Raw genomic sequence first — 25,956 nt, 5'->3', positions numbered from 1 at the left:
GCCTCCGCGGCGCGGCCCTGCCAATAGCCGGCACGCGCGAGCGCGGTCGGGTTGGCGCTGCCGACGCCGATCCGCGCGAAATGCTGGGAGGCAAGGGCGGGATCGTTGAGAAAGCGCAGCGCGATCCAGCCCGAGGTGAATTCCTGCTCGGTCTTGTAGATGTCGCGAGCGGGCAGCGCAGCGTCGCGCGCGATCAGATAGGCGGTGCGGAACTCGTTGACGTCGATCATCTTGCGCGCCAGCAGCCGGCGCTCGACCCACCATTCGTCGACGTTGAAGAGACGCGAAGCGTCCTTGGGCGCGCTCAGCATCAGCCGCGCGGCTTCAGCGAATTTCTCCTCGCGGCGGAGCAGCTGGATCCTGGCGAACAAATAGCCGGTGTCGCCGGAGAGTTCGCTCGGCACCGCCTCGAGCAGCGCGCGCAGGTTCGAGCCCTTGCGGTTGGCCGCGATGCGCGCTTTCGCCAGTGCCACATAGCCGGAGCCGAGACGCTTGGCCGCGCGGATGCCGGCCGCCTCGTTGTCGGTGCCGTAGAGCATGGTGTCCATGCGCGCCTTGTGGTCGCCGGCGGTCAGGAACGAGCCGAACAGATCGAGCGCGGTGGTTTCGGTGTCCTCGCTCATCGGATCGTTGCGCCAGGCCTCGCGCACCAGCCGCTCGGCATTGCCGCGGTCGCCGCGTCCGATCATCACCTTGGCGAGCGCGAGCCGGCCCTTGGCCGACACCGGCGATTCATTCTGGAACCAGGCCCAGACCGCGGAGTCGTCGCGATGGTCGTCCCATAGCGAGGCCTCGATGCGGCGGCGCAGGAAGATCTGCGACGGCCAGCTCGGATTGGCGTCGAGGAAGGCGCGGTAGCGCTCGACCGATGCACCATTGTCCTCGCTGCGCAGGATCAGCCATTCGGCAAGCTTGCGGGCGACCGGATCGGAGATCGAGGCCTCGGCCTCGGTGGCATCCGATGGCTTGCGCTTGCGCAGCAGCTCGACGACGCTTGCGAGCGCTTCCTTGTCCGACTGCGACGTCGACGATGTCGCGGCCACGGCCGCAGGCAGCACCGGCTTGCGCACGGCGGGTGCGGCATGCTGCCGGGTCGCCGGAACCAGCGCAGGGGCGGGCACCGATCTGCTCGAGACCGTTCCCGTTGCAGCCGGAGAGGCAGGCCTGGACGCAGTGGTCTTGGACGCGCTGGTCTTTGACGAGTTGGTCTTTGACGTGGTGCTCTTGGATTCGGTGGCTTTCGGAGCCGCTGCCTTGTGAGCTTCGGTCTTGGCAGCAGCAGCCTTGGCGCCGTCAGTCTTGCCAGTGCTGTGCTTGGTTTCGCCGCTCTTGGCTTCGCTGTTCTTGGTCGTGGCTGGCTTGGTAGCTGCCGGCTTCGAAGCAGAGGTCTTGGAAGCTGCAGTCTTGGAAGCCGCAGTCTTCGGCGCGGCAGGCTTCGCGGCACTGGATTTGGAAGCCGTGTCCTGGGTCGCCGGCTTGGCGGCCGGAACATCCTCGGCGGCCCATGCATCGGCCGTGATGGCGGCAAGGCCGACAACGAGCGCGAGGCTCGTCGCCAGCGCCGTCGATCGCAATGTGCCTGCGCGGGAGGAACGGATCACAGAAGTCCTCTGCGGCCCCGAATCATCTGGTCGTTTGGGCCATGGGTTCTTATTTGATTGAAAACGTAGACAAAATACTAAGAAGTCGGCCGGTGCGGCTGTTTGCGCCAGCACAACGGCAAAATCGCGGCTGGAAGCGGTTTCGCACGCCGCAGATTACCGTTGGGAATAGGTACGGTACGGCCCTTTCGCCTGTCGGTCAGACCCGATATGAATTGCCTTTCATGGCGTTTCGCATCAACCGGGTGCCGGTTGCACGGACGTGAAGCACGACCACAACAAGGGTCCGTCGACCTAGCCTTTAGCCTGAAGCGTTTGGAGGAAGTCCATGGCAGCCAAGACAAAATTCCGGGGATCATTCACTGCCTTGGTGACGCCCTTCAAAAACGGCTCGGTGGATGAGGCGGCGTTCCGCGGCCTCGTGAACTGGCAGATCGCCGAGGGCACGCACGGCCTGGTGCCGGTCGGCACGACGGGTGAGAGCCCGACGCTCAGCCACGACGAGCACAAGCGGGTGGTCGAGTGGTGCATCGAGGAGGCCAAGGGCCGGGTGCCGGTGATCGCCGGCGCCGGCTCGAATTCGACCAAGGAGGCGATCGAGCTCGCCGAGCACGCGGAGAAGGCAGGGGCCAATGCCGTGCTGGTCGTGACGCCGTACTACAACAAGCCGACCCAGGAAGGCATGTATCAGCACTTCAAGGCGATCAACGATGCGATCGGCATTCCGATCATCATCTACAACATCCCGCCGCGCTCGGTGATCGACATGTCGGTCGACACCATGAAGCGGCTGTTCGAGCTGAAGAACATCGCCGGCGTCAAGGATGCGACCGCGAGCATGGTGCGGGTCTCGCAGCAGCGCGCCGCGATGGGCGAGGACTTCAACCAGCTCTCCGGCGAGGACGCGACCATCATCGGCTACATGGCGCATGGCGGCCATGGCTGCATCTCGGTGACCTCGAACGTGGCGCCGCGGCTGTGCTCGGAATTCCAGACCGCCTGGCAGAAGGGTGACGTCAGCACTGCGCTGAAGATCCACGACAAGCTGATGCCGCTGCACACCAACCTGTTCATCGAGAGCAATCCGGCACCGGTGAAGTACGCGATGTCGCTGCTCGGCAAGCTGGACGAGAAGCTGCGTCTGCCGATGGTGCCGGTCGCTGAATCCACGCGCCAGGCCGTCCGCAGCGCCATGGTGCATGCCGGCCTGATCAACTGAGCCGGACCGGTCTCGCCGTGAACAATGCCGTGCGCAATGTCGAACAGAAGGGGATGGGCATGCTGAAGGAATTCCGCGAATTTGCCATGAAGGGCAATGTCGTCGACCTCGCCGTCGGCGTCATCATCGGTGCGGCCTTCGGCGCGATCGTCACCTCGCTGGTTGGCGACATCATCATGCCGATCATCGGCGCGATCACGGGCGGTCTCGACTTCTCCAATTATTTCAGCCCGCTCTCTGCGAAGGTGACGGCAAGCAACCTGGCCGACGCCAAGAAGCAGGGCGCGGTGCTGGCCTGGGGTAACTTCCTGACGCTGACACTCAACTTCCTGATCATCGCCTTCGTTCTGTTCCTGGTCATTCGTGCCATAAACCAGTTCAAGCGCAAGGATGAGGCCAAGCCCGCCGAGCCGCCGAAGCCGTCTGACGAAGTCGTGCTGCTGACGGAAATCCGCGACCTCCTCAAGAAGAGCTAAAGTGGCCGAAAAGAACGAACGCCCGATCAAGGTTGTCGCCGAAAACCGAAAGGCCCGCTTCAACTACGCAATCGAGGACACGATCGAGGCCGGCATTTCGCTGACCGGCACCGAGGTGAAATCAATCCGCAGCGGCAAGAGCACGATCGCGGAATCCTATGCGGATTCCAAGGACGGCGAGATATGGCTGATCAACGCCAATATCCCCGAATATCTGCAGGCCAACCGCTTCAACCATGAGCCGAAACGGCCGCGGAAGCTGCTGCTGCATCGCAAGCAGATCAACAAGCTGCTCGGCGCCGTCGACCGCGAGGGCATGACGCTCATTCCGCTGAAGCTGTACTTCAACGAGCGCGGCCGTGCCAAGCTGCTGCTCGCAGTCGCCAAGGGCAAGAAGCTGCACGACAAGCGCGAGACCGAGAAGAAGCGGGACTGGAGTCGGGAGAAGGGCCGCCTGATGCGGTCGCGGGGATAGCCTGTTCGAGCCGCCGTCACCGCGCTGACGGTCGATGGAGATGGTCCGATGACCCAAAGCAGCCTCACCGAAGTCGACTGGAGCAAGATCCCGGCGCCCAAGGACGATGGTGGCGCGGCGCATCTGACCGGCATGACGATCCCGCCGGTCAGGCTGCGCGCCACCGACGACACCTCGGTGGCGCTGTCGGCGCTGGAGGGGCGCACCGTGGTGTTCGCCTATCCGCGAACCGGCGAACCCGGTAAGATCGGGCTGGTCGACGATTGGGACATGATCCCGGGCGCCCGCGGCTGTACGCCGCAGACCTGCGCATTCCGCGATCTGTTCGCCGAGCTGAAGGCCGCCGGTGCTGCCCAGGTGTTCGGGCTGTCGACGCAAAGCAATGACTACCAAACCGAGATGGCGTCGCGGCTGCATCTGCCGTTCCCGGTGCTGTCCGATGAAGCGCTGGAACTGACGCACACGCTGAGATTGCCGACGATGTCGGTGGCGGGCCTGACGCTGATCAAGCGGCTTGCGCTCATCATCGACGATGCGCGCATCACGCACGTTTTCTATCCGGTGTTTCCGCCCGACCGGAACGCCGGCGATGTGCTGGAATGGCTGAAGCACAATCCGCGGAGGGACTAGCTGGAGCAATATGAATTTATGGCGCCGTCGCAGGGGCCGCTGCCAGAAATATCGAAAACAACCCCATGCAAAGTAGCCGGCGGCGGCCGGCGTACGACCAGGCAACTTGACACGTCGGGCAACTCAGGGATATTTTCTATTATTCCGAAATGACCGACTTCTCCGTGCTGCACGAGCTGCGCCGTACTTCGAACAAGATCGTGCTGGTCGCTTTCGATCTGCTCTATCTAAACGGCCGCGATCTCCGGAAGTTGCCGCGGAAGGAGCGCAGGGCCGTACTGAAGAAGCTCATCGCCGGCACCGCCATCCAGTTCAGCGAGAGAGCGCCTAGGTCGAGCGTTCTTTGAACGCTTCTGGCGAGCCACTGTTGTCAATTGGGGATTGGAGGACGTTTCATTAGTGCTCGACCAAATGCGCCGATCATTGCTGCCGCGTCATGATCTCCACGATCATCGAGAATGCGATGAAGCGTCCTCGCACTTTCTTGGAATACGGGCAAAAGCGATGGGTCACGTTCGCACAAGACACCTGCGATACATAGTGCAAGGGCCTCCACACCCATCTTCGCTTGAGCTAACGGATCTGCTGCCATCTTTTCTTGCCTCCACAGTTTCGTAATCGTACACTGCGCGATTCCTGGGCTCAGTTTGTGTGACGACGCTCGCTCCTGGAGGCGATCAGGCCCGTCAATTCCTCGACAAGACGCCGCCTGATGAAGTTGCGTTCGGCGTCAGTCAGTTGAGTGTCCAACAGCCTTCGGTATCGCCGGACATTTGCTTCGCGAGTCCACCGAGCTTCCGCGCGGGATACTTTCAACGGCCGATGCCGCCTCGTCGCAGCATGCCGTTCGGAATCGCAAACAGCGCATGCCGGCTGCGGACCTCGGCAGCGTCACGGTGAGGACGCCGTTCTTGAAGTGGGCCTTCGCCTTATCTTCCTCGACGCCATCAAGCGGAATCTGGCGCTCGAAAGAGCCGTAGTATCGCTCGCTGACGAACTTGGAATCGTCGCTGCGTTCGGCTTTCCTTTCACCCCGGATTGAAAGGATGCCATTGGCGATTTCAACCTGGACATCCTTTTCGCTGAGACCTGGAAGCTCGGCGGAAACCGTAACCTCCTTATCGGTCTCATTCAGTTCCAGGCGCGGCCAGCTAAACTGGCCCTCCATCAACGGAGTGTTGATGCGACCAAATGAGCCGAAGCCGCGGAAGGCGTCATCGAACAGACGGTTCATCTCGCGGTGAAGCGTGAGAAACGGATCGAACGCCTCTCGTCCGGTTGAGAGTTTTTGCCCTTTGGTCCAGGGAACGATATCCCGAATACCCATGATATCCTCCTTGACTTGACATGCAGCTGGTCAGCGCACGGACGGTTGCTGTCCATGCCTGCTTTGGCCCAATAAGAAGCGGGCTCAGGCCGCCTTCTGCGTGATTTGTCCGGCAGGAGCGCCACTTCCGATGGTGATGCGCCGAGGCCTCATGGCCTCGGGGATTTCGCGCACGAGCTCGATCCGCAGCAGACCGTTGTCGACTATCGCCGACTTGATTTGCACGTAGTCGGCAAGGTTGAACTGTCGCTTGAACGGACGCGCCGAGATACCCTGATAGAGGTATTCGTGCTGGTCCTTGTCGCCCTTGCGACCTTCCACGGTCAGTGCGTTCTGCTCAGCCGTCACCGAAATCTCGTCCTGGTTGAAGCCGGCCAGTGCCACCGAGATCTGGTAACGGTCCTCTCCGAGCCGCTCGATATTGTAGGGCGGGTAATTGTCTTCGGACCGATGCTGGGTTTCGTCGAGAAGATCGAAGAGGCGGTCGAATCCAATGCTCGAACGCCAGAGCGGAGTGAAATCGTATGTCCTCATAGCCAAGTCCTCTAGAGAGCAAGATGGATACGAAGGAGCGCAAGACGTTCGGTGCAAGACACCTGTCCGGCGCCCTGTTTGCTTAGCCGAGCCCAACCTGGCGCTCGGCACCGCCCGCAAGCGGCAAAAATCCAATTAGAAAAACGGCGGTCAGTTTCAAGAGCGTTCGCAAAAAAAAATCCCTTGGGAATTTGGTCAGGTCATTTCGCGGCTGTCCCGGGGGCAGCTTCACCTGTTCCAGTGGTCATCCAACCTGGCTCGTCCTATCCAGGCCCTGTTCAGGCACTGCGTTGTCCAGCCCAGCTGCGGCGTTCCCTGCAGTCGCGCTTGAGCTTCCTGGTAGGGGCCGACGTAGCGAAGCTGGGTCGGTATTTTGGGATAGATGCGTCGTATCCGCGCAACGGCACGCTCTGCAGCCTTCCTGTCGCGTTCGCTAAAGGCAAATCCGAAGCCGGTGCGCAATCGGTCCGGCAGCAGCTCGGCACTCAGGGTCTGATACCAGCGCGGCGGCCGCAACCATGGCCGTTCACCGGCGAAGATCTGTCGGGCCACCACACGCGCGGCGGTGCTGACGGACAATGTATCCGATTGCATCATCGCCGCGGTGTAGGCCGCGAATAAATCCCAATCCGCCGGCAAGTCGCTCGACGTCAGCCCGAACAATGCCGCAAACAGCCGGCTTTCGGCCCAATAGCGCTCGCGCTCTTCGACCGAGAACGGAGGCAGGATCAGGTCGTGGACGGCCAGGGCGGTGTCGACGAGGGTCGCGTGAACCCAGCGCAACGCTGAGACCTCATTGGCGCGGTAGGGCGAGCCGCTCTCGAACGGTCCGATGGCGTCGGGCAGGCGCCCAACGATCATGGTATGGCGGCGATGCAGGTGCCGGGCGGCGGTAAGGGCCGCATCGAGCGAGCCGAACACCATCGTAAACACGACGTCAAAGGTTCGATGGAAGCGACCTATCGGATCCGCGAAGGTGCGCGAGTGCTCGGCCACGGCGGCGGCGACCCAGGGATGCGCCAGCTGAAGCAGCAAGGCTCGACCGGCGCCCAAAAAGGTGATGGCTTCTCGGTCGATCCGCCAGGTCATCGAGCCTGGACCAAAAATGCCCTCGACCGGACCGGCGGCCCGAGCCCGGACGAAATCAAGAGCAAGCTCCAGATCACTTTCGGAGACCAAATGCGCACCTTCCGAAGCAGACGGGGGTATTCCACCGGTCATTCAGCAAGCCAAAGTGCTCTCGAAATTGTCGCATGATCGCTAACCGAGCGGAATACGGCAGCCTGACATTTGGTCGTACACCATGCGGGTAAGGCTGGCGGGTGCAGCGGCTGCTGCGGCGCAGTTTGCTGAAGAAACTGCCCCGCTGCCGCCGCCTTTCATGCTCCCGCTCGAGAGCGTATTGTTGCGATCGAGCGGGCTCACTCTGCAGTGCTGTGGTTCAGAGCGCGGAAGAGCGGACGTTTGTCGTCGGCCGCTACAATGCCAAGTTTGGCGCCGGCGAATTCGACACGGTCACTGTTCCCGGCCTTGAAGAGGTGTCCTTGCGGGAGCCGCGGAAAGGGCGCTAGCCCAGCTCCTTGCGGACGGTCGCGAACACCTTGCGGAACATGTCGGTCGTCAACACGCCCGTGTTCGTGTTGTAGCGCGAGCAGTGGTAGCTGTCGTAGAGCTTGAATTTACCCGCACTATGCACTGCACCATGCACAAAAGGTGCTGCGGCCAATCGAATTTCCAACGCCCTCAAGGTCGATTCGTGGGCGATTCGCCCGAGCAGCACGATCGCGCGCAGCTTCGGCATCGTGGCGATGGTGGCGCGGAGGAATTGCCGGCAGGTGTTGATCTCGGCCGGCAGCGGCTTGTTCTGCGGCGGCACGCAGCGCACCGCATTGCTGATCCGGCAGTCGACCAGCTTCAGGCCATCGTCCGGCCGCGCCTGGTAGACGCCGCTGGCGAAGCCATATTCGAGCAAGGTCGCGTAGAGCAGATCACCGGCGTAGTCGCCGGTGAAGGGACGGCCGGTGCGGTTGGCGCCCTGCATGCCCGGCGCGAGCCCGACGATCAGCAGCCGCGCATTCGGATCGCCGAACGATTCCACGGGGGAGTTGAACCAGTCCGGCTTTTTCGCGCGGGCTTCCGAGCGGAAGTCGGCCAACCTTGGACAGAGCTGACAGTTGCTGTCGGGGCGCGTGGGTGCGGCGACGAGATTACTCGTCGAATTCGTCATCGGCTCCCCGGGGGGCCATGGTGGTCGCGCGCTGCAGGAATTGCGGGGAGTGGTGACGCGGTTCGCGGGGTTCGCGCGGGGCCGGACGTTCGGACGGATCTCGGCCGAGCTTGGATTGCAGCTCGACGAGGTCGGTGAAGACGTCGGCCTGGCGGCGCAACTCGTCGGCGATCATCGGCGGCTGGCTGGCAATGGTGGAGATCACGGTGACGCGAACGCCGCGGCGCTGCACGGCCTCGACCAGCGAGCGGAAGTCGCCATCGCCGGAAAACAGAATCATCTGGTCGATGTGCTCGGCGAGTTCCATGGCATCGACCGCGAGCTCGATGTCCATGTTGCCCTTCACCTTGCGGCGGCCGCTGGCGTCGATGAATTCCTTGGTCGCCTTGGTGACGACGGTGTAGCCGTTGTAGTCGAGCCAGTCGATCAGCGGACGGATCGACGAATACTCCTGATCCTCGATGATCGCCGTGTAGTAGAACGCGCGAAGCAGCGTGCCGCGACTCTGGAATTCCTTCAGGAGGCGCTTGTAGTCGATGTCGAAGCCGAGCGTCTTTGCGGTTGCATAAAGATTGGCTCCGTCGATGAAGAGCGCGATCTTGTTGGAAACAGGTGACGACATCAAAGTGTTCTCGCGTGGTTGTTAGTGTTCTTAGCGCGGCGGCAAACGACCGCGCGCAATTTCCGGCGTTGCTGCCTAAAGTTCAGTGAATCTTTCCCCACGACAGTCACCACCGGAATTATGGTGAGGCGAGGGCAAAAAGCCTAGACCTTCGACATTGCAATGAAGAGATTTACTTGTCTGGGACAGCAACCTGGCCATGTCGTCAGACGCTCCGGCCCTTCTGGCCCCGGCAGACCGGGTTATCAGAGCCTGTTCGGAAGGCAAATCACAAATTTTACCTTGCGAAACCGGGGCTAGCCCTATAACTAACCCTCATAACCTACATGTTCGGTCCCTTTTACCACGGAGCGCCTCGAGATGGCTCGCGTCACCGTCGAAGATTGCATTGATAAGGTCGACAATCGCTTCGACCTCGTCCTGTTGGCCGCGCACCGCGCCCGGATGATCTCCTCGGGATCGCAACTCACGGTTGATCGCGACAACGACAAGAATCCGGTCGTCTCGCTGCGCGAGATTGCCGATTCGACGATCTCGCCGGAAGACCTGAAAGAGGAACTCGTGCACTCCCTGCAGAAGTTCGTCGAGGTCGACGAGCCCGAGCCCGACACCGTGCCGCTGATCGGTTCCGCTGGTGCCAGCGTTGATGCCGACGACACCGAGGTTGCGGTCGAGCGGATGACCGAGGAAGAGCTGCTGAAGGGCCTCGAAGGCCTGGCGCCCCCGGAAGAGCAGCCCGAGGAAGACGAGTAAACTCGTCGTTCAGCCCTCCATTTTCGAATAGATTTGCCAAAGGCCCGGACATCGCTCCGGGCCTTTGCTTTTGTTGACAATTTTGCTGTTACGGTGCGTCCTATGCGGGCGCGGGAAATTGAATGGTTCCAGGGCCCGCGCGGGGTGCAGCTTCATTCGAAAGCGCACTAGATTGAGGTAGGTGGGACGTTCCAGTCCCGCGCGAGAGGCAACGAGTTCATGGCGTATCGACGCCGCAGTTCCATCCAGATGCAGGCTGCAACCGAAACGGTCGCGGTGGCGCCGGCCTCGTCCGCGGCAGGGAGGCCGGCCAAGCCGCGGGCGCGCATGATGCGACAATATGACTTAGTCGAGCGCGTCCGTTCCTATAACCCCGACACCAACGAGGACCTGCTCAACCGCGCCTACGTCTACGCCATGAAGGCGCACGGCACGCAGACGCGTGCTTCCGGCGATCCCTATTTCTCGCATCCGCTCGAGGTCGCCGCGATCCTCACCAACCTCAAGCTCGACGATGCCACGATCGTGGCGGCGTTGCTGCACGATACGATCGAGGACACCGAGGCGACGCGGGCCGAGATCGACAATGTGTTCGGCCATGAGATCGGCGCGCTGGTCGAGGGCCTGACCAAGCTGAAGCGGCTGGAACTGGTGTCGCGCGAGGCCAAGCAGGCCGAGAATTTGCGCAAGCTGCTGCTTGCGATCGCCGACGACGTCCGCGTGCTGCTGATCAAGCTCGCCGATCGCCTCCACAACATGCGCACGCTGGAATTCGTGCCGCCGGCCTCGCGCCGCCGTATCGCCGAGGAGACGCTGGATATCTATGCGCCGCTGGCCGGCCGCATGGGTATGCAGGAGATGCGCGGGGAGCTGGAGGACCTGTCGTTCTTCGTGCTCGATCCCGAGGCCTACGCCGTGGTCAAGCAGCGGCTCGATTCACTGGCCGAGCGCAACCGCAACCTGATCGGCGAGATCGAAACCCAGCTCTCCAAGAACCTGCAGAAGAACGGCATCACCGCGCGGGTGTTCGGCCGCCGCAAGCAGCCATTTTCGATCTGGACCAAGATGGAGCGCAAGTCGGTCGGCTTCGAGCAGCTGTCCGACATCTACGGCTTCCGCGTCATCCTCGACGATGTCGGGGCCTGCTACCGCGCGCTCGGCATCGTTCACACCACCTGGCCGGTCGTGCCGGGCCGCTTCAAGGACTATATCTCGACCCCGAAGCAGAACGATTACCGGTCGATCCACACCACGGTGATCGGGCCCGGGAAGCAGCGCGTCGAGCTGCAGATCCGCACCGAGGAGATGAACGAGATCGCCGAGTTCGGTATCGCCGCGCACGCTATCTACAAGGAAGCCATGGGCTCGCCGAACGAGCGGCTGAAGCATGAATCCAACGCCTTCGCCTGGCTGCGCCACACCATCGGCATCCTCTCGGAGAGCGCTAACCCGGAAGAATTCCTCGAGCATACCAAGCTCGAGCTGTTCCACGACCAGGTGTTCTGCTTCACGCCGAAGGGCAAGCTGATCGCGCTGCCGCGCAATGCCAACGTGATCGACTTCGCCTATGCCGTGCACACCGCCGTCGGCAACAGCGCGGTCGGCTGCAAGATCAACGGCAAGTTCGCGCCGCTGTCCTCCGAGTTGCAGAACGGCGACGAGGTCGAGGTGCTGACCTCGAAGGCGCAGTCGGCTCCGCCGTCGGCCTGGGAAGCGCTCGCCCGCACCGGCAAGGCGCGCGCCGCGATTCGCCGTGCCACCCGCGATGCGGTGCGCGATCAGTATGCCGGCCTCGGCCGCCGCATCGTCGACCGCCTGTTTGCCCGCGCCAAGATCGAATATGCCGACGACAAGCTGAAGGGCGCATTGCCGCGGCTCGCGCGGACCTCGATCGAGGACGTGATGGCCTCGGTCGGACGCGGCGAGATCAAGGCGTCCGACGTCGCGCGCGCGATGTATCCCGACTACAAGGAAGAGCGGCTGGTGCGCTACGGCGCCAAGAAGGGGCTCGCCGCCAAGCTGAAGACGCAGAACCCGCCGCATCCGGCGCGCGCCACCTCGGTGATCCCGGTGCGCGGCATCAATTCCGACCTGCCGGTGAAGTTCGCGCCGAACGGCGGCGCGGTGCCGGGCGACCGGATCGTCGGCATCGTCACGCCGGGCGAGGGGATCACGATTTATCCGATCCAGTCGCCGGCGCTGAAGGATTTCGAGGAGGAGCCGGAACGCTGGCTCGACGTGCGCTGGGACATCGACGAGACCATGCCGCAACGCTTCCCGGCGCGCATCCTGGTGCACAATGTCAACGAGCCCGGCAGCCTCGCCCAGATCGCGACCGTGATCGCCGAGCACGACGGCAACATCGACAACATCCACATGTCGCGCCAATCGCCTGATTTCACGGAGCTGACCATCGATCTTGAGGTCTATGACCTCAAGCATCTCAGCGCTATCATCGCGCAATTGCGCGCCAAGGCCGTCGTTGCACGGGTCGAGCGCGTCAATGGCTGAAGATGGATGCACGGCTCATAGGCGAGCGGAAGCGACGCCGTCCTCCGGACGGCTATGGCGAGCGGAAGCGACGCCGTCCTCCGGACGGCTATGGCGAGCGGAAGCGACGCCGTCCTTCGGACGGCTATGCCCGTGCATGACGGGTTAGAATTACGGGTCAGAGAAATGTCAAAGGTTGCTCCGCTGCGTCTCGGTATCAACGTCGATCATGTCGCGACCCTGCGCAATGCGCGGGGCGGGGCACGGCCCGACCCGGTGCGGCTGGCACTTGCCGCGATCGCGGCCGGCGCCGACGGCATCACCGCGCATCTGCGCGAGGATCGCCGTCACATCCGCGACGAGGACATGGCGCGGCTCAAGGCCGAGATATCCAAGCCGCTGAATTTCGAGATGGCGGCGACCGACGACATGCTGCGGATTTCGCTTGCCACCAAGCCGCACGCCATATGCCTGGTGCCCGAGCGGCGCCAGGAACTCACCACCGAAGGCGGCCTCGACGTGGTCGGCCAGCACAATGCGCTGGCGCCGTTCATCGCCCGGCTCAACGACGCCGGCATCCGGGTCTCGCTGTTCATTGCAGCGGACCCGCGGCAGATCGAAATGGCCGCGAAGCTGAAGGCGCCGGTGATCGAGATCCATACCGGCGGTTGGTGTGACGCCGTGGTCGACGGCCACAAGGACAAGGCGGACGCCGAATGGCAGCGCATCGTCGCCGGCGCCAAGCTCGCCCAGGCAGCCGGGCTCGAGGTCCACGCCGGCCATGGGCTCGACTATGAGACCGCGGAGACGATTTCGGCGCTGCCCGAGATCCGCGAGCTGAACATCGGCTATTTCATGATGGGCGAGGCGCTGTTCGTCGGCATCGGCGAGACGGTCCGCGAGATGCGTGCGGCCATGGATCGCGGCCGCGCCAAGGCGCAAGGTGCCGTCAGCGCATGATCATCGGCATCGGCTCCGACCTGATCGACATCACCCGGATTGCGAAGGTGATCGAGCGCCACGGCGAGCGATTCCTCGATCGCATCTTCACCGACGCCGAGCGCGCCAAGGCGATGCGCCGTGCCAACAACGAGAAGATGGTGGTCGCAACCTACGCCAAGCGCTTCGCCGCCAAGGAAGCCTGCTCCAAGGCGCTCGGCACCGGTATCCGGCGGGGGGTGTGGTGGAAGGACATGGGCGTCGTGAACCTGCCGGGGGGGCGGCCGTCGATGCGGCTGACCGGTGGGGCGCTGGCCCGGCTCCAGGAACTGACGCCCGAGGGCATGCAGGCGCAGATCGACCTCTCGATCACGGACGATTGGCCGTTGGCGCAGGCCTTCGTCATAATTTCGGCGGTTGCCCCCGCCAGATGAGCGGCCGGCGCCGGAACTTGCCAGAAAACTTCAGCAAACTAAAAAATCACTGAGATTTCAATGAATTGCGAAGTTTTGAGGAGGCGATTGATTGCGCCCCTGCGAACAACCGTCTAAAACGCCGCAGGGTATATCGAGCGAGACGCGGATTCCGGGTTTAGACCGGAATTTGCCCTCAAGATCAGAATCAAGGCCATTTTCCTCACGCGAGGGTCGAACGCTTCGCGCGAAGAGAACGTTCTGCCACCGCGTGGACTTCAAGGCCCACGGGAATTGGGAAAGCAATGAGCGTGACCACCGGGACCAAATCTGAGAGCGGCTTGGGCGAGACCATCCGCGTCGTCATCCATGCCCTTCTGATCGCGCTCGTTATCCGCACCTTCCTGTTCCAGCCGTTCAACATCCCCTCGGGGTCGATGAAGGCGACACTGCTGGTCGGCGACTATCTGTTCGTCTCGAAATATTCCTACGGCTACAGCCACTATTCGATCCCGTTCTCGCCGAACATCTTCTCGGGCCGCATCTTCGGCTCGGAGCCGAACCGCGGCGACATCGTGGTGTTTCGCCTGCCGCGGGATGACTCCACCGACTACATCAAGCGTGTCATCGGGCTGCCGGGCGACCGCATCGAGGTCAGGAACGGGCTGCTCTACATCAACGATGAGCCGATCAAGCGGGAGCGGCTGAGCGATTTCGTCGGCGAGGATCCCTGCGGCTCGGCGGATGCCACCGCCCGCGTCAAGCGCTGGAAGGAGACGCTGCCGAACGGCGTCAGCTATGAGGCGCTGGACTGCACCGACAACAGCTATATGGACAACACCATCGTCTACACCGTTCCGCCCGGCAACTATTTCATGATGGGCGACAACCGCGACAATTCCACCGACAGCCGCTTCCTGTCGCAGGTCGGCTACGTGCCGTTCGAGAACATCATCGGGCGAGCCCAGATGATCTTCTTCTCGATCGCCGAGGGTGAGCAGGCCTGGATGATCTGGCGCTGGCCGTTCGCCGTGCGGTGGAACCGCCTATTCTCCATCGTGCGATGAACGACGACACCGCAGCCATCAACGATCAAGCGCCCACCGGCGAGCCGAGCCAGACGCCAGCCGCCGATAGCGCAGCCGCGCCGAAGAAACGTCGCAGCAAGGCGGCCAAGGCCGCCGAAGAGAAGGCCGCGATCGCGGGCACCGAGGCGCGCATCGGGTACACGTTCTCCGATGCCGCACTGCTGACCACCGCGTTCACCCACGTGTCCGCGCTGAAGCCCGCCACCCGCAACCGCGCCGACAGCTACCAGCGGCTGGAATTCCTCGGCGACCACGTGCTCGGGCTAATCGTGTCCGACATGCTGTTCCGGGCGTTCCCGAAGGCCGACGAGGGCGAATTGTCGAAGCGGCTCGCCGACCTCGTGCGCAAGGAGAGCTGCGCCGACGTCGCCAAGGCGCTCGGATTGCTCGAGGACATCAAGCTCGGCATGGTCAAGGCGGTCGAGGGCGCGCGGCTGCGCAAGTCCGTGCTCGGCGATATCTGCGAAGCGGTGATCGGGGCGATCTTCCTCGACGGCGGCTACGAGGCCGCGCGCCAGTTCGTCGAGCGCAACTGGACCGAGCGGATGCACAAGCTGCGCCGGCCGCTGCGCGATCCCAAGACCGTGTTGCAGGAATGGGCGCAGGGCAAGGGATTGCCGACGCCGGTCTATCGCGAGGTCGAACGCACCGGCCCGCACCACGATCCGCAATTCCGCGTTGCGGTCGACCTGCCGGGCCTCGTCTCCGCCGAGGGCGTCGGTGGCAACAAGCGTGCGGCAGAGAAGGCAGCAGCATCCGCGATGATCGAGCGCGAAGGCGTCGGTACCCATGACTGACGAAATCAAAGAGCCGGGAGACGCGACGCGCTGTGGCTTCGTCGCGCTGATCGGTGCGCCCAATGTCGGCAAGTCGACGCTGGTCAACGCGCTGGTGGGCTCCAAGGTCACCATCGTTTCGCGCAAGGTGCAGACCACGCGCGCGCTGATCCGCGGCATCGTGATCGAGGACAACGCGCAGATCATCCTAGTCGACACGCCCGGCATCTTCGCGCCACGGCGCCGGCTCGACCGCGCCATGGTGTCGACCGCCTGGAGCGGCGCACACGATGCCGATCTCGTCTGCGTGCTGCTCGATGCGAAATCGGGTATCGACGAGGAGGCCAACGCGATCCTGGCCAAGCTGGAAACCGTCGCGCATCCCAAGATTCTGGTGCTGAACAAGGTCGACCTCGTGCAGCGCGAGAAGCTCTTGGCGCTGGCGCAGGCCGCCAACGAGCGGATGCGCTTCGAGCACACGTTCATGATTTCGGCGCTGTCCGGCGACGGCGTCGACGATCTGCGCAAGGCGCTGGCGAAAATGGTGCCCGCGGGCCCGTTCCTCTATCCCGAGGACCAGATGTCGGATGCGCCGATGCGGCATCTGGCGGCCGAGATCACCCGCGAGAAGATCTACAGCCATCTGCATCAGGAATTGCCGTACCAGTCGACGGTCGAAACCGACAGCTGGACCGACCGCAAGGACAAGTCGATCCGCATCGAGCAGACGATCTTTGTCGAGCGCGAGAGCCAGCGCAAGATCGTGCTCGGCAAGGGCGGCGCCACCATCAAGTCGATCGGCGCGCAGGCGCGTGCCGAGATCGCCGAGATCATGGGCGTGCCGGTGCATCTGTTCCTGTTCGTCAAGGTGCGCGAGAACTGGGGCGACGATCCCGACCGCTACAAGGAAATGGGACTGGATTTCCCCAAGGAATAGAGCCGGCGTTTGTGATGAGCGTGCCCAGAGCGATGAACGTGCCCAGAAACGTGCTGTGGTTTGAAGTGCTGCTTTATCTGTCGCTGACGCTCGATGCGTTGTCGGTGGCGTTCCAGGACCGCACGCCGACCGATGTCAGAACCGATCAGGTGATCATGGGCGAGACCCTGACGGCCGGCTGCATGATCCTGCTGCTGGTGTATTTCGTCCGGCTCGCCGCGCGACACCGCAAGAACTGGCCGCGCTGGGCGCTGGCCGCGATGCTGGTGCTGTCGGTGATCTCGCTGGTGCAGCTGATCGGCGACAAGGGTCTGGAGATCGACAGCGCCATCGAGATCGTGTCCTGCATCCTGACCGCGGCCGGGCTGTATTACTCCTTCACCGGCGACGCGCAGGGCTGGTTCAACGCGTAGGGGCCCAACGTCATTCCGGGGCGCGTCGAAAGACGCGAACCCGGAATCTCGAGATTCCGGGTTCGATGCTTCGCATCGCCCCGGAATGACGCGCCGATGTCGCTGCGTTCAGCCTCGGAATCCTGATAGACTTCAGCCATGGAATGGACCGACGAAGGCATCGTGCTGGGCGTGCGGCGGCATGGCGAATCCTCCGCCATCGTCGAGCTGTTGACGCGCGAGCACGGCCGTCATCTCGGTTTGGTGCGCGGCGGCGCCAGCTCGCGGATGCGGCCGCTGCTGCAGCCCGGCAACAGCGTCACCGCGGTGTGGCGGGCGCGGCTCGACGAGCATCTCGGGATGTATGCGCTGGAAGGCACGCGGCTGCGGGCAGCGACGCTGCTGGCCTCGTCGCACGCCGTCTATGGCGTCACGCATCTGGCGGCGCTGGCCCGGCTGTTGCCGGAGCGCGATCCCCACGAAGACATCTACGAGATGCTGCAGGGAACGCTCGACGATTTCGATGACGCCGGCATTGCCGCCGTGCACCTGATCCGGTTCGAGCTGGCGATGCTGACTGAGCTTGGCTTCGGGCTTGACCTGGAAAACTGCGCGGCCACCGGCGAGACCACCGACCTGATCTACGTGTCGCCGAAATCCGGCGGCGCCGTGTCCCGGGCGGCCGGCGAGCCGTGGCGTGACCGGCTGTTGCCGTTGCCGGCGTTCCTGCGCGAAGGCGAGGGCGGCGCCAACAGCTGGTCGGAGCAGGATCTGCGCGACGGTTTCCAGATCACCGGCCTGTTCCTGCTCCGCCATGTGCTGGAGCCCCGCGGCCAGGGCCATTCCGACGCCCGCGACGGGTTCATCAACGCCGTAACGAAGCGCCGGAGCCGGTTGGCGGAAACGTGAAGCGCTGACCTTCTTGCGCCCCTCATGCGCGCAGAGACCGGAACGAAATCGCCTTGCAGACGACCAACCGGACTGCGCAATAATTGCGCGAATCAGGTGAATCGGCGTGCATTTGACGCGATTCGCGGCTTGCCCGATTCAGCGCCAAGGTTTAACGCCTCCCCATGGGAAAGCGACAGACCCCGCCGGAAAAGCCGGCCGAAATTCACGAGGTGCCGCTGCGTGATGCGCTCGAGGAGCGCTATCTCGCCTATGCGCTCTCGACCATCATGCATCGTGCGCTGCCGGACGCCCGCGACGGGCTGAAGCCGGTGCACCGGCGCATCCTTTACGGCATGGACCTGCTCGGGCTCGACCCGCGCGCCGCATTCAAGAAGTCCGCCAAGATCGTCGGCGACGTGATGGGCTCGTTCCATCCGCACGGCGACCAGGCGATCTATGACGCGATGGTGCGCCTGGCGCAGGACTTCTCCTCGCGCTACCCGCTGGTCGACGGCCAGGGCAATTTCGGCAATATCGACGGCGATAATCCGGCCGCCTACCGCTACACCGAAGCGCGCATGACCGAGGTCGCGCGGCTCCTGCTCGACGGCATCGACGAGGACGGCGTCGAGTTTCGACTCAATTACGACGGCCAGACCAAAGAGCCGGTGGTGCTGCCAGGCGGCTTCCCGAACCTGCTCGCCAACGGCGCGCAGGGCATCGCGGTCGGCATGGCCACCTCGATCCCGCCGCACAACGCCGCCGAGCTCTGCGACGCCGCGCTGCATCTGATCGAGAAGCCCGACGCCAAGTCGAAGGCGCTGCTGAAATGGGTCAAGGGCCCGGACTTCCCGACCGGCGGCATCGTCGTCGATTCCAAGGAAGCGATCATCGAGGCCTACACCACGGGGCGCGGCTCGTTCCGCACCCGCTCGCGCTGGACCCAGGAGGAGGGCGCGCGCGGCACCTGGGTGGTCGTCGTCACCGAGATTCCGTGGCTGGTGCAGAAGTCGCGGATCGTCGAGAAGATCGCCGAACTGATCAACGAGAAGAAGCTGCCGTTGGTGGCCGACGTCCGCGACGAGTCGGCCGAGGACGTCCGCCTCGTGATCGAGCCGAAATCGCGCACCGTCGATCCGGCACTGATGATGGAGTCGCTGTTCCGGCTGACCGAGCTGGAAAGCAAGATCTCACTGAACCTCAACGTGCTGATCAAGGGCCGTATCCCGAAGGTGGTCGGCCTTGCCGAGTGCCTGCGTGAATGGCTCGACCATCTCCGCGACGTGCTGGTTCGCCGCTCCAACTTCCGCAAGACGCAGATCGAGCACCGGCTGGAAGTGCTGGGCGGCCACCTCGTCGCCTATCTGAACCTCGACAAGGTGATCAAGATCATCCGCACCGAGGACGAGCCGAAGCCGGTCCTGATCAAGACCTTCAATCTCACGGAGATCCAGGCCGAGGCCATCCTCAACATGCGCCTGCGCAATCTGCGCCGCCTGGAGGAGATGGAGATCCGCACCGAGGACAAGGAGCTTCGCAAGGAGCTGAAGGGCATCGAGGGGCTGCTCGGCTCCGAGACCGAGCAATGGGCCAAGGTCGGCGATCAGGTCCGCAAGGTCCGCGACATCTTCGGACCGAAGACGCCGCTCGGCAAGCGACGCACCACCTTCGCCGATGCGCCCGAGCACGACCTCGCCGCGATCGAGGAGGCGCTGGTCGAGCGCGAGCCGTGCACCGTCGTGATCTCCGAGAAGGGCTGGGTGCGGACGCTGAAGGGCCATGTCGAGGATCTCTCGGGGCTTGCCTTCAAGACCGACGACAAGCTCGAGCACTCGTTCTTTGCCGAGACCACCTCGAAGCTGCTGCTGTTCGCCACCAACGGCAAGTTCTACTCGCTCGACGTCGCAAAGCTGCCGGGCGGCCGCGGCCATGGCGAGCCGATCCGCATGTTCATCGACCTCGAGCAGGACGCGGCGATCATCTCGCTGTTCGTCAACAAGGGCGAGCGCAAGTTCCTGATCGCGAGCAGCGAGGGGCAGGGCTTCGTCGTCAAGGAAGAGGACTGCGTCGGCAACACCCGCAAGGGCAAGCAGGTGCTCAATGTCGACATGCCGAACGAGGCCCGCGCGATCACGACCGTGATGGGCGACACCGTCGCCGTGATCGGCACCAACCACAAGATGGTGCTGTTCGGTCTCGACCAGGTGCCGGAGATGGCGCGCGGCCGTGGCGTGCGGCTGCAGAAATACACCAGCTCGGAGCTGTCCGACGTCGCGGTGTTCGATGCCAAGACCGGCCTGACCTGGAAGGACTCCGCCGGCCGCGAGCACAGCATGACCATCAAGGAACTGGCCGACTGGCGCGGCAACCGCGCCGATGCCGGCCGGCTCGCCCATGGCCTGCCGAAGTCGAACAAGTTCAATCGCGGCGTGGAGTAGTTGATGCGTAGGGCGGGTTAGGCGCAGCCGTAACCCGCCGTTCTTGCCGTGGCGTGGCGGATTACGCCGGAGCCTGTCATCGGGCCGCGCTTCGCGCGGACCCGGTGGGCTAATCCGCCCTACGGTCTCTATCCGGGTTGCGTGCGCCTTCGTCACCAGCGGTGTGATAGTATCCACATTTCGCCGCGCTATAACCGTCGCCGACGATCTCGGGCGACGGTTGCCATGGCGCACAATCACGATCACGACCACGATCATGACCATAGCGGTCATTCTCACGGACATTCCCACGCCGGGCATTCCCATGCCGGGCACAGCCATGCGCCCGCAAGCTTCGGCACGGCCTTCGCGGTCGGCGCGTCGCTCAACACCGCCTTCGTCATTGCGGAGCTGATCTTCGGTTACTCCGCCAACTCGCTGGCGCTGATCTCCGACGCCGTTCACAATCTCTCCGACGTCATCGCGCTGCTCTTGGCCTGGGGCGGGGCGTGGCTCGCCGGCCGGCGCCCGACCGATACCCACACCTATGGCTACCGTCGTGCCTCGATCCTGGCGGCGTTGTTCAATGCCGGGCTGCTGCTGATCGCGGTCGGCGGCATCGCCGTCGAGGCGATCAACCGCTTCCGCGAGCCGGCCGAGGTTGCGAGCTGGACCGTGGTCTGGGTCGCGGCGCTCGGCATCCTGATCAATGGCGGCACGGCGCTGCTGTTCATGCGCGGCCGCGACAGCGACCTCAACGTCCGCGGCGCCTATCTGCATATGGCGGCGGATGCCGGCGTCTCGTTCGGCGTCGTGATCGCCGCGCTCTTGATCATGGCGACCGGCTGGCAGTGGCTCGATCCGGCGATCAGCCTGGCCATCGCCGTGGTCGTGCTGCTGAGCGGCTGGGAGCTTGCCCGCGACAGCGTCAACCTCGCGCTCGACGCCGTGCCGAAGGGGATCGATCTCAAGCAGGTGAGGGACTATCTCGCCGCGCTCGAGGGTGTGACCGAGGTGCACGATCTGCACATCTGGGCGATGAGCACCAGCGAGACCGCCTTGACCGCGCATCTGGTTCGGCCTGGCGGGCATGATGATATTTTCCTGCATCGCGTCTGCGCGGAGCTTTCGGAGCGGTTCAGCATTCACCACGCAACGCTGCAGGTGGAGATCAGCAGCGAGACCTGCCGGTTGGCGCCGGCGGAAATGGTCTAGCCGCCGCCGCATACCCATCCCGATCACGTCGGCAATGTCGAGCTGTTCCCGTCCGCGATGCTGTATGTGCAGAAGGCGGAGTATGAATGGCCCGGCGCCAACAACGCGCCGCGCTTCAAGCCCGAGCATCCCGTCACCAAGCTCGAGGGTGATCGCGACGTGTTCGGCGACGGCAGCGTCACCATCCTGTCGACACCGGGCCACACGCCCGGCCACCAGTCGCTGCTGGTGAAGCTGCCGAAGACCGGCGCGGTCGTGCTGACCGGCGACGCCGTTCACTTCAGGGACAATTGGGACAATCGGCGCGTGCCGAGCTTGAATGCCAGCAAGGAGCAGACGGTCGCCTCGATGCAGAAGATCGCCGACACGCTGACCAAGGAAAAGGCGCAGCTCTGGATCAATCACGACAAGTCCCAGCGCGACGGGCTGAAGCTGTCGCCGGAGTTCTACGATTGAGCTGCTTCGGGACCGCGCGCCTTCGACCAGCCTGATCAGCCGCGCGGGGCGGCGGGCGCGGTGACGGGTGGGGTGGGCTCGTGTTTCGGTTTCAGCGTGCCGGCGTAGAACGACAGGGTGAACATCAGGGCGAGGGCGGCCAGATAGACCCCGTATGACTGTGGCGGGGTGATCGCCCATCGCACGAGGCGTCGGATCGAGTTCGGCTGGCCAGTGTCGTTGTCCATGCGCCCTTGTGCGCGAAGGCCGGGGCAAAGGAAAGCGGAATCGCTGGCTCGGGCGGCGCCGTTCCACGCGAAATGGTGAGGCGGGCGGCCTTGCAATGCCGGATTGGCGTCCGCATCTGTCACGCGACGACCAGCCCTTCCTCCCGCACCAATTGCCCGGCATAATCCATTGATGGAACTGACGCCCCGTTTGCGCCTGATGAATTGGCTGGTCCGCCAGGGTCTGACCGGCCTGCCGGAAAACGACCTGCTGCGCGGCTTCTGCGAGCGCTGCCGGGCTGCGGGCATGCCGCTGTCACGGGCGATCGTTTTCATCGATACCCTGCATCCGATCTTCGAGGGACGCGGTTTCCGCTGGAACGACGGCGAGAGCAACGAGGCCGATATCTTCGAATACGGCTCGACCAGCACCGGCGAGGCCGGCCAGAATTGGCGGCGCTCGGCGTTCCACCACATGCTCGAAAACGGCCATGACGAGATGGTGATCGACCTCGCCGAGACGCACGATTTCTCGATGATCGGCGACCTTGCCGAGAAGGGCCACAAGCATTTCGCAGCGTTCGTGCATCGCTTCGGCGAGGCCGGCACGATCGGCGAGATGGACTGCTTCTATTCCTACTACACCACCCGCCGATCGGACGGCTTCGACGAGAACCATATGGCGGCGCTGCGCGACCTGGTGCCGGTGCTCGGGCTCGCGATCAAATCAGCCGCGCAGGTCGAGATCGCCCGCACGCTGGGCCGGGTCTATCTCGGCCGCGAGACGGCCGAGCAGGTGCTGCGCGGGCGCATGCAGCGTGGCATCACCGAGAAGATCAAGGCCGTGCTGTGGTACTCCGACGTGCGCGGCTCGACCGCGATCAGCGAGCGCATCGGCCCGGACGAGATCATTCCGTTCCTGAACGACTACGCGCAGGCCTCGATCGATGCGATCCACGATGCCGGCGGCGAGGTGCTGAAGCTGATCGGCGACGGCGTGCTGGCGATGTTCACCAGCGAAAACATGGCCGTGGCCAAGCGGGGCGCACTGCGGGCCGAGCACAGATTCCGGCACAACATCCGCGTGCTGAACGATCGTCGCGAGAACGAGGGCCGGCCGACCACCACGGCCTATGTCGGTCTCCATGTCGGAGAGGTCTTCTACGGCAATATCGGCAGCGAAGACCGGCTCGATTTCACCGTGGTTGGGCCCGCCGTCAACGAGGTCAGCCGGATCGCCTCGATGTGCGCCTCGGTCGATCGGGAATTGCTGACCTCGACCGACTTCCGCACCGGGCTCGACGCTGCCGGCCGCAACTATCTGGTCTCCACCGGCCGTTTCGTGTTGCGCGGCATCAGCCACGCGCAGGATCTTTACACGCTTGATCCGGCGGTTGCCGCCGACGAGGTCGTCGCTGGCAAGTATGAGCGGTATCTGGCGAGCTAGGCGTGTACTCATTCAGCGGCTGGCCGCCTGATGTCCGCTCAACCCCTAACAGCGGCGGGAAAGCGGACGTCTCCCGAGGTCGCTGAAGGGCCACAAGGCGACATCGGCTTGCCTGCTGCTGCTGGCTTAGGGCGATGGCGCTTTATATGGTGTACGCAACCAATTCTTAGCGTCCGGTGGCGTCGTCACCACCCGGGTCCGTGACCAAGCCGAGGCGTCGTGATCCTATTCAGTTTCACTTTCACGAGAGCCCAAATTCCAGCGACCTGCAATTCATCCGAGTTATACCAAACGGTCGAGTTGTCGAGCTGTGTTGCGCTAAACTCGACGTAGTTCCCTGCATAGGCACGCAGAACTCTCTCTTGGTAGCCGTAACCGACAACTGCAAGGTTGTCCGCAATCCGGATTACTATCAATTGGACTTGGTCGTTAGCGATGTTTCTGACAAGCAGCTTGCCAGTCCACTTATTCAAATCCCTCGGTATTTCGTTCAATACCGGTCCGTGATAAGTGCGATTATTGATCCGAGATGCGCTCCACACACGTTGGAAATTGGCTTGATCGGCCGGAACAGGGAGTGGCTGGTTCTCGGGCTCTGACTCACGAGCGTCCGGCGGCGAGGAGGACGCTTGGTTCGTAGGCTGTGTCTCACCGCCGCAAGCAACCAAGGGCACGCACAGCATCGCTCCGACCACGGCCCTCCGCGACAGTGTGACTATGGAAGGGCTTAATGAAACAAGCTCTTGTTTCATGAGATTGGACCGGGGTTAAGGCAGCAGACATCGCCCACTGGCCATTGATTGGGTACCACACTGAACATGGTTAGGTTGCAAAATACTGTGCGGCAACCGTTTCTGCGTAGAATGCTCAATTTTGAATGAAAGCTCGCGCGACTTCCGCTTCGGGTCAAAATGCGAAGAACTCAGGTTGAGCAAATCTGGTCCGCTCTGGCGCGATGAGCGGACCTCTGTCGGGCGCGGCCTAACTTCGCAGATGGGCAAAATGGAGACTGTCGCGACCTGGGCTCGAAAATAGTAGTCTAATCGACTACGGCTGGCTCAATATTGACGCTTCATGTAGGCAAGGTCGGACTAAGGCTATGGGCATGAAACTGCTTGCTGTGATTGCGACAACACTGTTGGTCGCTCGGCCGGTTTCCGCCTGTGTAGTATCGGGGGTCCCTATGTCCCCAAACTTGCCGACCAAATGGGAAAGCAAACCGCAGGTCGCTAGAGTTCAACCACTAGAACTCGCGCGACCAAGTTGGGCGCGCGATGATAGCTGGCCCGCTACGGGGCGCATCCGTGTTCGCGTTGTCGAAGCGCTTAAAGGTTTCAACGAGGGACAAATCTTCGTTGTCCAAATTGGCTGGGACGAAGATCGATGCGGACAGCGCTTTCTAAATGACAAGGCGAAGTTTGATGAGTTCGCTAAGGGCACCTACTATGTCGGAGGCCACTTTGAAACGATTGGCGGTTTTGCTGGACAGGATTTTCGGATAATTGGTGGGGAAACGGTATTTGTCAGTTTTTGGCTTTGGCGGGACTTTAAATAGCCTCGTTACAGTTTGGATTGAATGGCCTCTGTGGGCTTCGCGTCTTTCGCTTGCTACCTGCCCAGTAGTCTGTCTGGCCTCGACCGCTACGGGTCACCAGCAGTCGATGACGATTGAACTGAACGAAGTCCGCTCTACCTCAGTGAACCGACCTCCGGGACGGTCAGAGGAATCGTCGGCTACGGATCAACTAAGGGCGCGACGTCTCGGAAAATTTTAGCTGCGGGGTTTACTGGCGTTTCAGTTGAACGCGGTAGAACAGCAACCCGGGAGGACACTATGCAGGCCCTTGTCTGGAACATCTTTATCGGCGCGCCGCTCGTCGGTTCGCTCATCCTGTTCGTCTTTCTGATGTACCTGCCTGGCATTGCCCCCGCTACGGTCTGCCGATAGCGCTCGGCTCTTCGCCATAGCTCTCGCAATCGCGGCTATGCGCAACCGCCTGACAATCGGGTCGTGGACTCGGACGGGCACGCCGGCGCAGCGCCAACTGATGGACGCTCGCATTCGGCGATCCACAAAACTCCGCCCCGGGGTGTTCGTCGTTCTCCTGCCGGTCGTGTTCGTCATGGTCAGTTTGGGATACGGCAGGGGAGCAGTCATGATTGCATCGCTTATTTGCGGTGTAATCTTCGCGTGGTGCAGTCTTTACCCGTACAGGCTCTCGCGCAGGTCGAGCTAGCTAACACCGGCCGCAGATCCGCTTGTGGAGAAATGGATTGCTTCGTCGCTTCGCTCCTCGCAATGACGACGGGGGCAGAGGCCGTTCAACACCGCGCGGGCTCGCCGACCATGTCGGGCTGCCGCGTCAGCGACACCGCGGGCGACATCAGGATCACCAGCGCCTGGGCGGCGAAGATCGCGGCCGCG

General features: G+C 63.1%; 22 protein-coding genes and 4 pseudogenes. 19 read left to right on the top strand and 7 right to left on the bottom strand.

Annotated elements, in window-relative coordinates:
* Positions 1-1,598, bottom strand: a pseudogene (locus H8A95_RS28895) (lytic transglycosylase domain-containing protein); the annotation flags it as partial.
* Between the two features lie 331 nt (positions 1,599-1,929).
* Between H8A95_RS28895 and dapA the strand changes: the two are divergent.
* From dapA to H8A95_RS28870, 5 genes and pseudogenes are all read left to right on the top strand, one after another.
* Entirely contained in the window at positions 1,930-2,820 is an 891-nt protein-coding gene (dapA, locus tag H8A95_RS28890; RefSeq protein WP_229186294.1) for a 4-hydroxy-tetrahydrodipicolinate synthase, read from the top strand.
* Between the two features lie 59 nt (positions 2,821-2,879).
* Positions 2,880-3,296: a large conductance mechanosensitive channel protein MscL gene (gene mscL / locus H8A95_RS28885; RefSeq protein ID WP_229186296.1), complete on the top strand. Its 417-nt coding sequence runs from the start codon at positions 2,880-2,882 to the stop codon at positions 3,294-3,296.
* Position 3,297: 1 nt separating this feature from the next.
* Positions 3,298-3,771 carry an SsrA-binding protein SmpB gene (gene smpB, locus H8A95_RS28880; RefSeq protein WP_163149763.1) on the top strand — a complete coding sequence of 158 codons (474 nt, stop codon included), beginning with the start codon at positions 3,298-3,300 and terminating at the stop codon, positions 3,769-3,771.
* A 48-nt stretch (positions 3,772-3,819) separates the two neighbouring features.
* Positions 3,820-4,401: a peroxiredoxin gene (locus H8A95_RS28875; protein ID WP_163149760.1), complete on the top strand. Its 582-nt coding sequence runs from the start codon at positions 3,820-3,822 to the stop codon at positions 4,399-4,401.
* 152 nt (positions 4,402-4,553) lie between these two features.
* Positions 4,554-4,721, top strand: a pseudogene (locus H8A95_RS28870) (ATP-dependent DNA ligase); the annotation flags it as partial.
* Positions 4,722-5,278: 557 nt separating this feature from the next.
* Here the strand turns inward: H8A95_RS28870 and H8A95_RS28865 are convergent.
* From H8A95_RS28865 to H8A95_RS28845, 5 genes and pseudogenes are all read right to left on the bottom strand, one after another.
* Positions 5,279-5,635: pseudogene (locus tag H8A95_RS28865) on the bottom strand (Hsp20/alpha crystallin family protein); the annotation flags it as partial.
* Positions 5,636-5,812: 177 nt separating this feature from the next.
* The gene (locus H8A95_RS28860) at positions 5,813-6,262 is read right to left on the bottom strand and encodes an Hsp20 family protein (RefSeq protein WP_229186293.1); all 450 of its coding nucleotides are present in this window, start codon (positions 6,260-6,262) and stop codon (positions 5,813-5,815) included.
* 228 nt (positions 6,263-6,490) lie between these two features.
* Positions 6,491-7,441, bottom strand: a complete 951-nt coding sequence (locus H8A95_RS28855; RefSeq protein ID WP_229186292.1) for an oxygenase MpaB family protein — start codon at positions 7,439-7,441, stop codon at positions 6,491-6,493.
* A 388-nt stretch (positions 7,442-7,829) separates the two neighbouring features.
* The gene (locus H8A95_RS28850; RefSeq protein ID WP_229186291.1) at positions 7,830-8,489 is read right to left on the bottom strand and encodes a uracil-DNA glycosylase; all 660 of its coding nucleotides are present in this window, start codon (positions 8,487-8,489) and stop codon (positions 7,830-7,832) included.
* Complete coding sequence (locus H8A95_RS28845) at positions 8,470-9,111, bottom strand: LabA-like NYN domain-containing protein (protein ID WP_229186290.1); 642 nt, start codon at positions 9,109-9,111, stop codon at positions 8,470-8,472. Before H8A95_RS28845 ends, H8A95_RS28850 begins: the two co-directional genes overlap by 20 nt.
* A gap of 360 nt (positions 9,112-9,471) precedes the next feature.
* Here H8A95_RS28845 and rpoZ point away from each other — a divergent pair, with 360 nt between their 5' ends.
* From rpoZ to H8A95_RS28785, 12 genes and pseudogenes are all read left to right on the top strand, one after another.
* The gene (gene rpoZ / locus H8A95_RS28840) at positions 9,472-9,864 is read left to right on the top strand and encodes a DNA-directed RNA polymerase subunit omega (RefSeq protein ID WP_016844003.1); all 393 of its coding nucleotides are present in this window, start codon (positions 9,472-9,474) and stop codon (positions 9,862-9,864) included.
* 219 nt (positions 9,865-10,083) lie between these two features.
* Positions 10,084-12,375 (top strand): RelA/SpoT family protein, encoded by a 2,292-nt coding sequence (locus H8A95_RS28835; protein WP_229186289.1) that lies wholly within the window; start codon positions 10,084-10,086, stop codon positions 12,373-12,375.
* A 165-nt stretch (positions 12,376-12,540) separates the two neighbouring features.
* Positions 12,541-13,314 carry a pyridoxine 5'-phosphate synthase gene (locus H8A95_RS28830; RefSeq protein WP_229186288.1) on the top strand — a complete coding sequence of 258 codons (774 nt, stop codon included), beginning with the start codon at positions 12,541-12,543 and terminating at the stop codon, positions 13,312-13,314.
* Complete coding sequence (gene acpS, locus H8A95_RS28825) at positions 13,311-13,727, top strand: holo-ACP synthase (RefSeq protein WP_076857949.1); 417 nt, start codon at positions 13,311-13,313, stop codon at positions 13,725-13,727. Before H8A95_RS28830 ends, acpS begins: the two co-directional genes overlap by 4 nt.
* A gap of 284 nt (positions 13,728-14,011) precedes the next feature.
* Positions 14,012-14,773 (top strand): signal peptidase I, encoded by a 762-nt coding sequence (lepB, locus tag H8A95_RS28820; RefSeq protein WP_229186287.1) that lies wholly within the window; start codon positions 14,012-14,014, stop codon positions 14,771-14,773.
* The gene (gene rnc / locus H8A95_RS28815) at positions 14,770-15,591 is read left to right on the top strand and encodes a ribonuclease III (protein ID WP_163149745.1); all 822 of its coding nucleotides are present in this window, start codon (positions 14,770-14,772) and stop codon (positions 15,589-15,591) included. Before lepB ends, rnc begins: the two co-directional genes overlap by 4 nt.
* Complete coding sequence (era, locus tag H8A95_RS28810; RefSeq protein WP_229186286.1) at positions 15,584-16,507, top strand: GTPase Era; 924 nt, start codon at positions 15,584-15,586, stop codon at positions 16,505-16,507. Before rnc ends, era begins: the two co-directional genes overlap by 8 nt.
* A 32-nt stretch (positions 16,508-16,539) precedes the next feature.
* On the top strand, positions 16,540-16,920 hold the full coding sequence (locus tag H8A95_RS28805) for a hypothetical protein (protein ID WP_229186295.1): 381 nt from the start codon (positions 16,540-16,542) through the stop codon (positions 16,918-16,920).
* Positions 16,921-17,058: 138 nt separating this feature from the next.
* Positions 17,059-17,808: a DNA repair protein RecO gene (gene recO, locus H8A95_RS28800; RefSeq protein ID WP_229186285.1), complete on the top strand. Its 750-nt coding sequence runs from the start codon at positions 17,059-17,061 to the stop codon at positions 17,806-17,808.
* 164 nt (positions 17,809-17,972) lie between these two features.
* The gene (gene parC / locus H8A95_RS28795; RefSeq protein WP_229186284.1) at positions 17,973-20,228 is read left to right on the top strand and encodes a DNA topoisomerase IV subunit A; all 2,256 of its coding nucleotides are present in this window, start codon (positions 17,973-17,975) and stop codon (positions 20,226-20,228) included.
* A gap of 225 nt (positions 20,229-20,453) precedes the next feature.
* A complete protein-coding gene (locus H8A95_RS28790; protein ID WP_229186283.1) occupies positions 20,454-21,422 on the top strand; it encodes a cation diffusion facilitator family transporter in 969 nt (322 codons plus the stop codon).
* 9 nt (positions 21,423-21,431) lie between these two features.
* Positions 21,432-21,878 (top strand): annotated as a pseudogene (locus H8A95_RS28785) (N-acyl homoserine lactonase family protein); the annotation flags it as partial.
* 35 nt (positions 21,879-21,913) lie between these two features.
* Here H8A95_RS28785 and H8A95_RS28780 read toward each other — a convergent pair.
* A complete protein-coding gene (locus tag H8A95_RS28780; protein WP_229186282.1) occupies positions 21,914-22,105 on the bottom strand; it encodes a hypothetical protein in 192 nt (63 codons plus the stop codon).
* Positions 22,106-22,277: 172 nt separating this feature from the next.
* Here H8A95_RS28780 and H8A95_RS28775 point away from each other — a divergent pair, with 172 nt between their 5' ends.
* Positions 22,278-23,531: an adenylate/guanylate cyclase domain-containing protein gene (locus tag H8A95_RS28775; RefSeq protein WP_229186281.1), complete on the top strand. Its 1,254-nt coding sequence runs from the start codon at positions 22,278-22,280 to the stop codon at positions 23,529-23,531.
* A 1,105-nt stretch (positions 23,532-24,636) separates the two neighbouring features.
* On the top strand, positions 24,637-25,086 hold the full coding sequence (locus H8A95_RS28770; protein ID WP_229186280.1) for a hypothetical protein: 450 nt from the start codon (positions 24,637-24,639) through the stop codon (positions 25,084-25,086).
* The last annotated feature ends 870 nt before the right edge of the window (positions 25,087-25,956 follow it).

The sequence above is a fragment of the Bradyrhizobium oropedii genome, from assembly GCF_020889685.1.
GTDB lineage: Bacteria > Pseudomonadota > Alphaproteobacteria > Rhizobiales > Xanthobacteraceae > Bradyrhizobium > Bradyrhizobium oropedii.
This window is presented reverse-complemented; position numbering and strand designations above follow the sequence as displayed.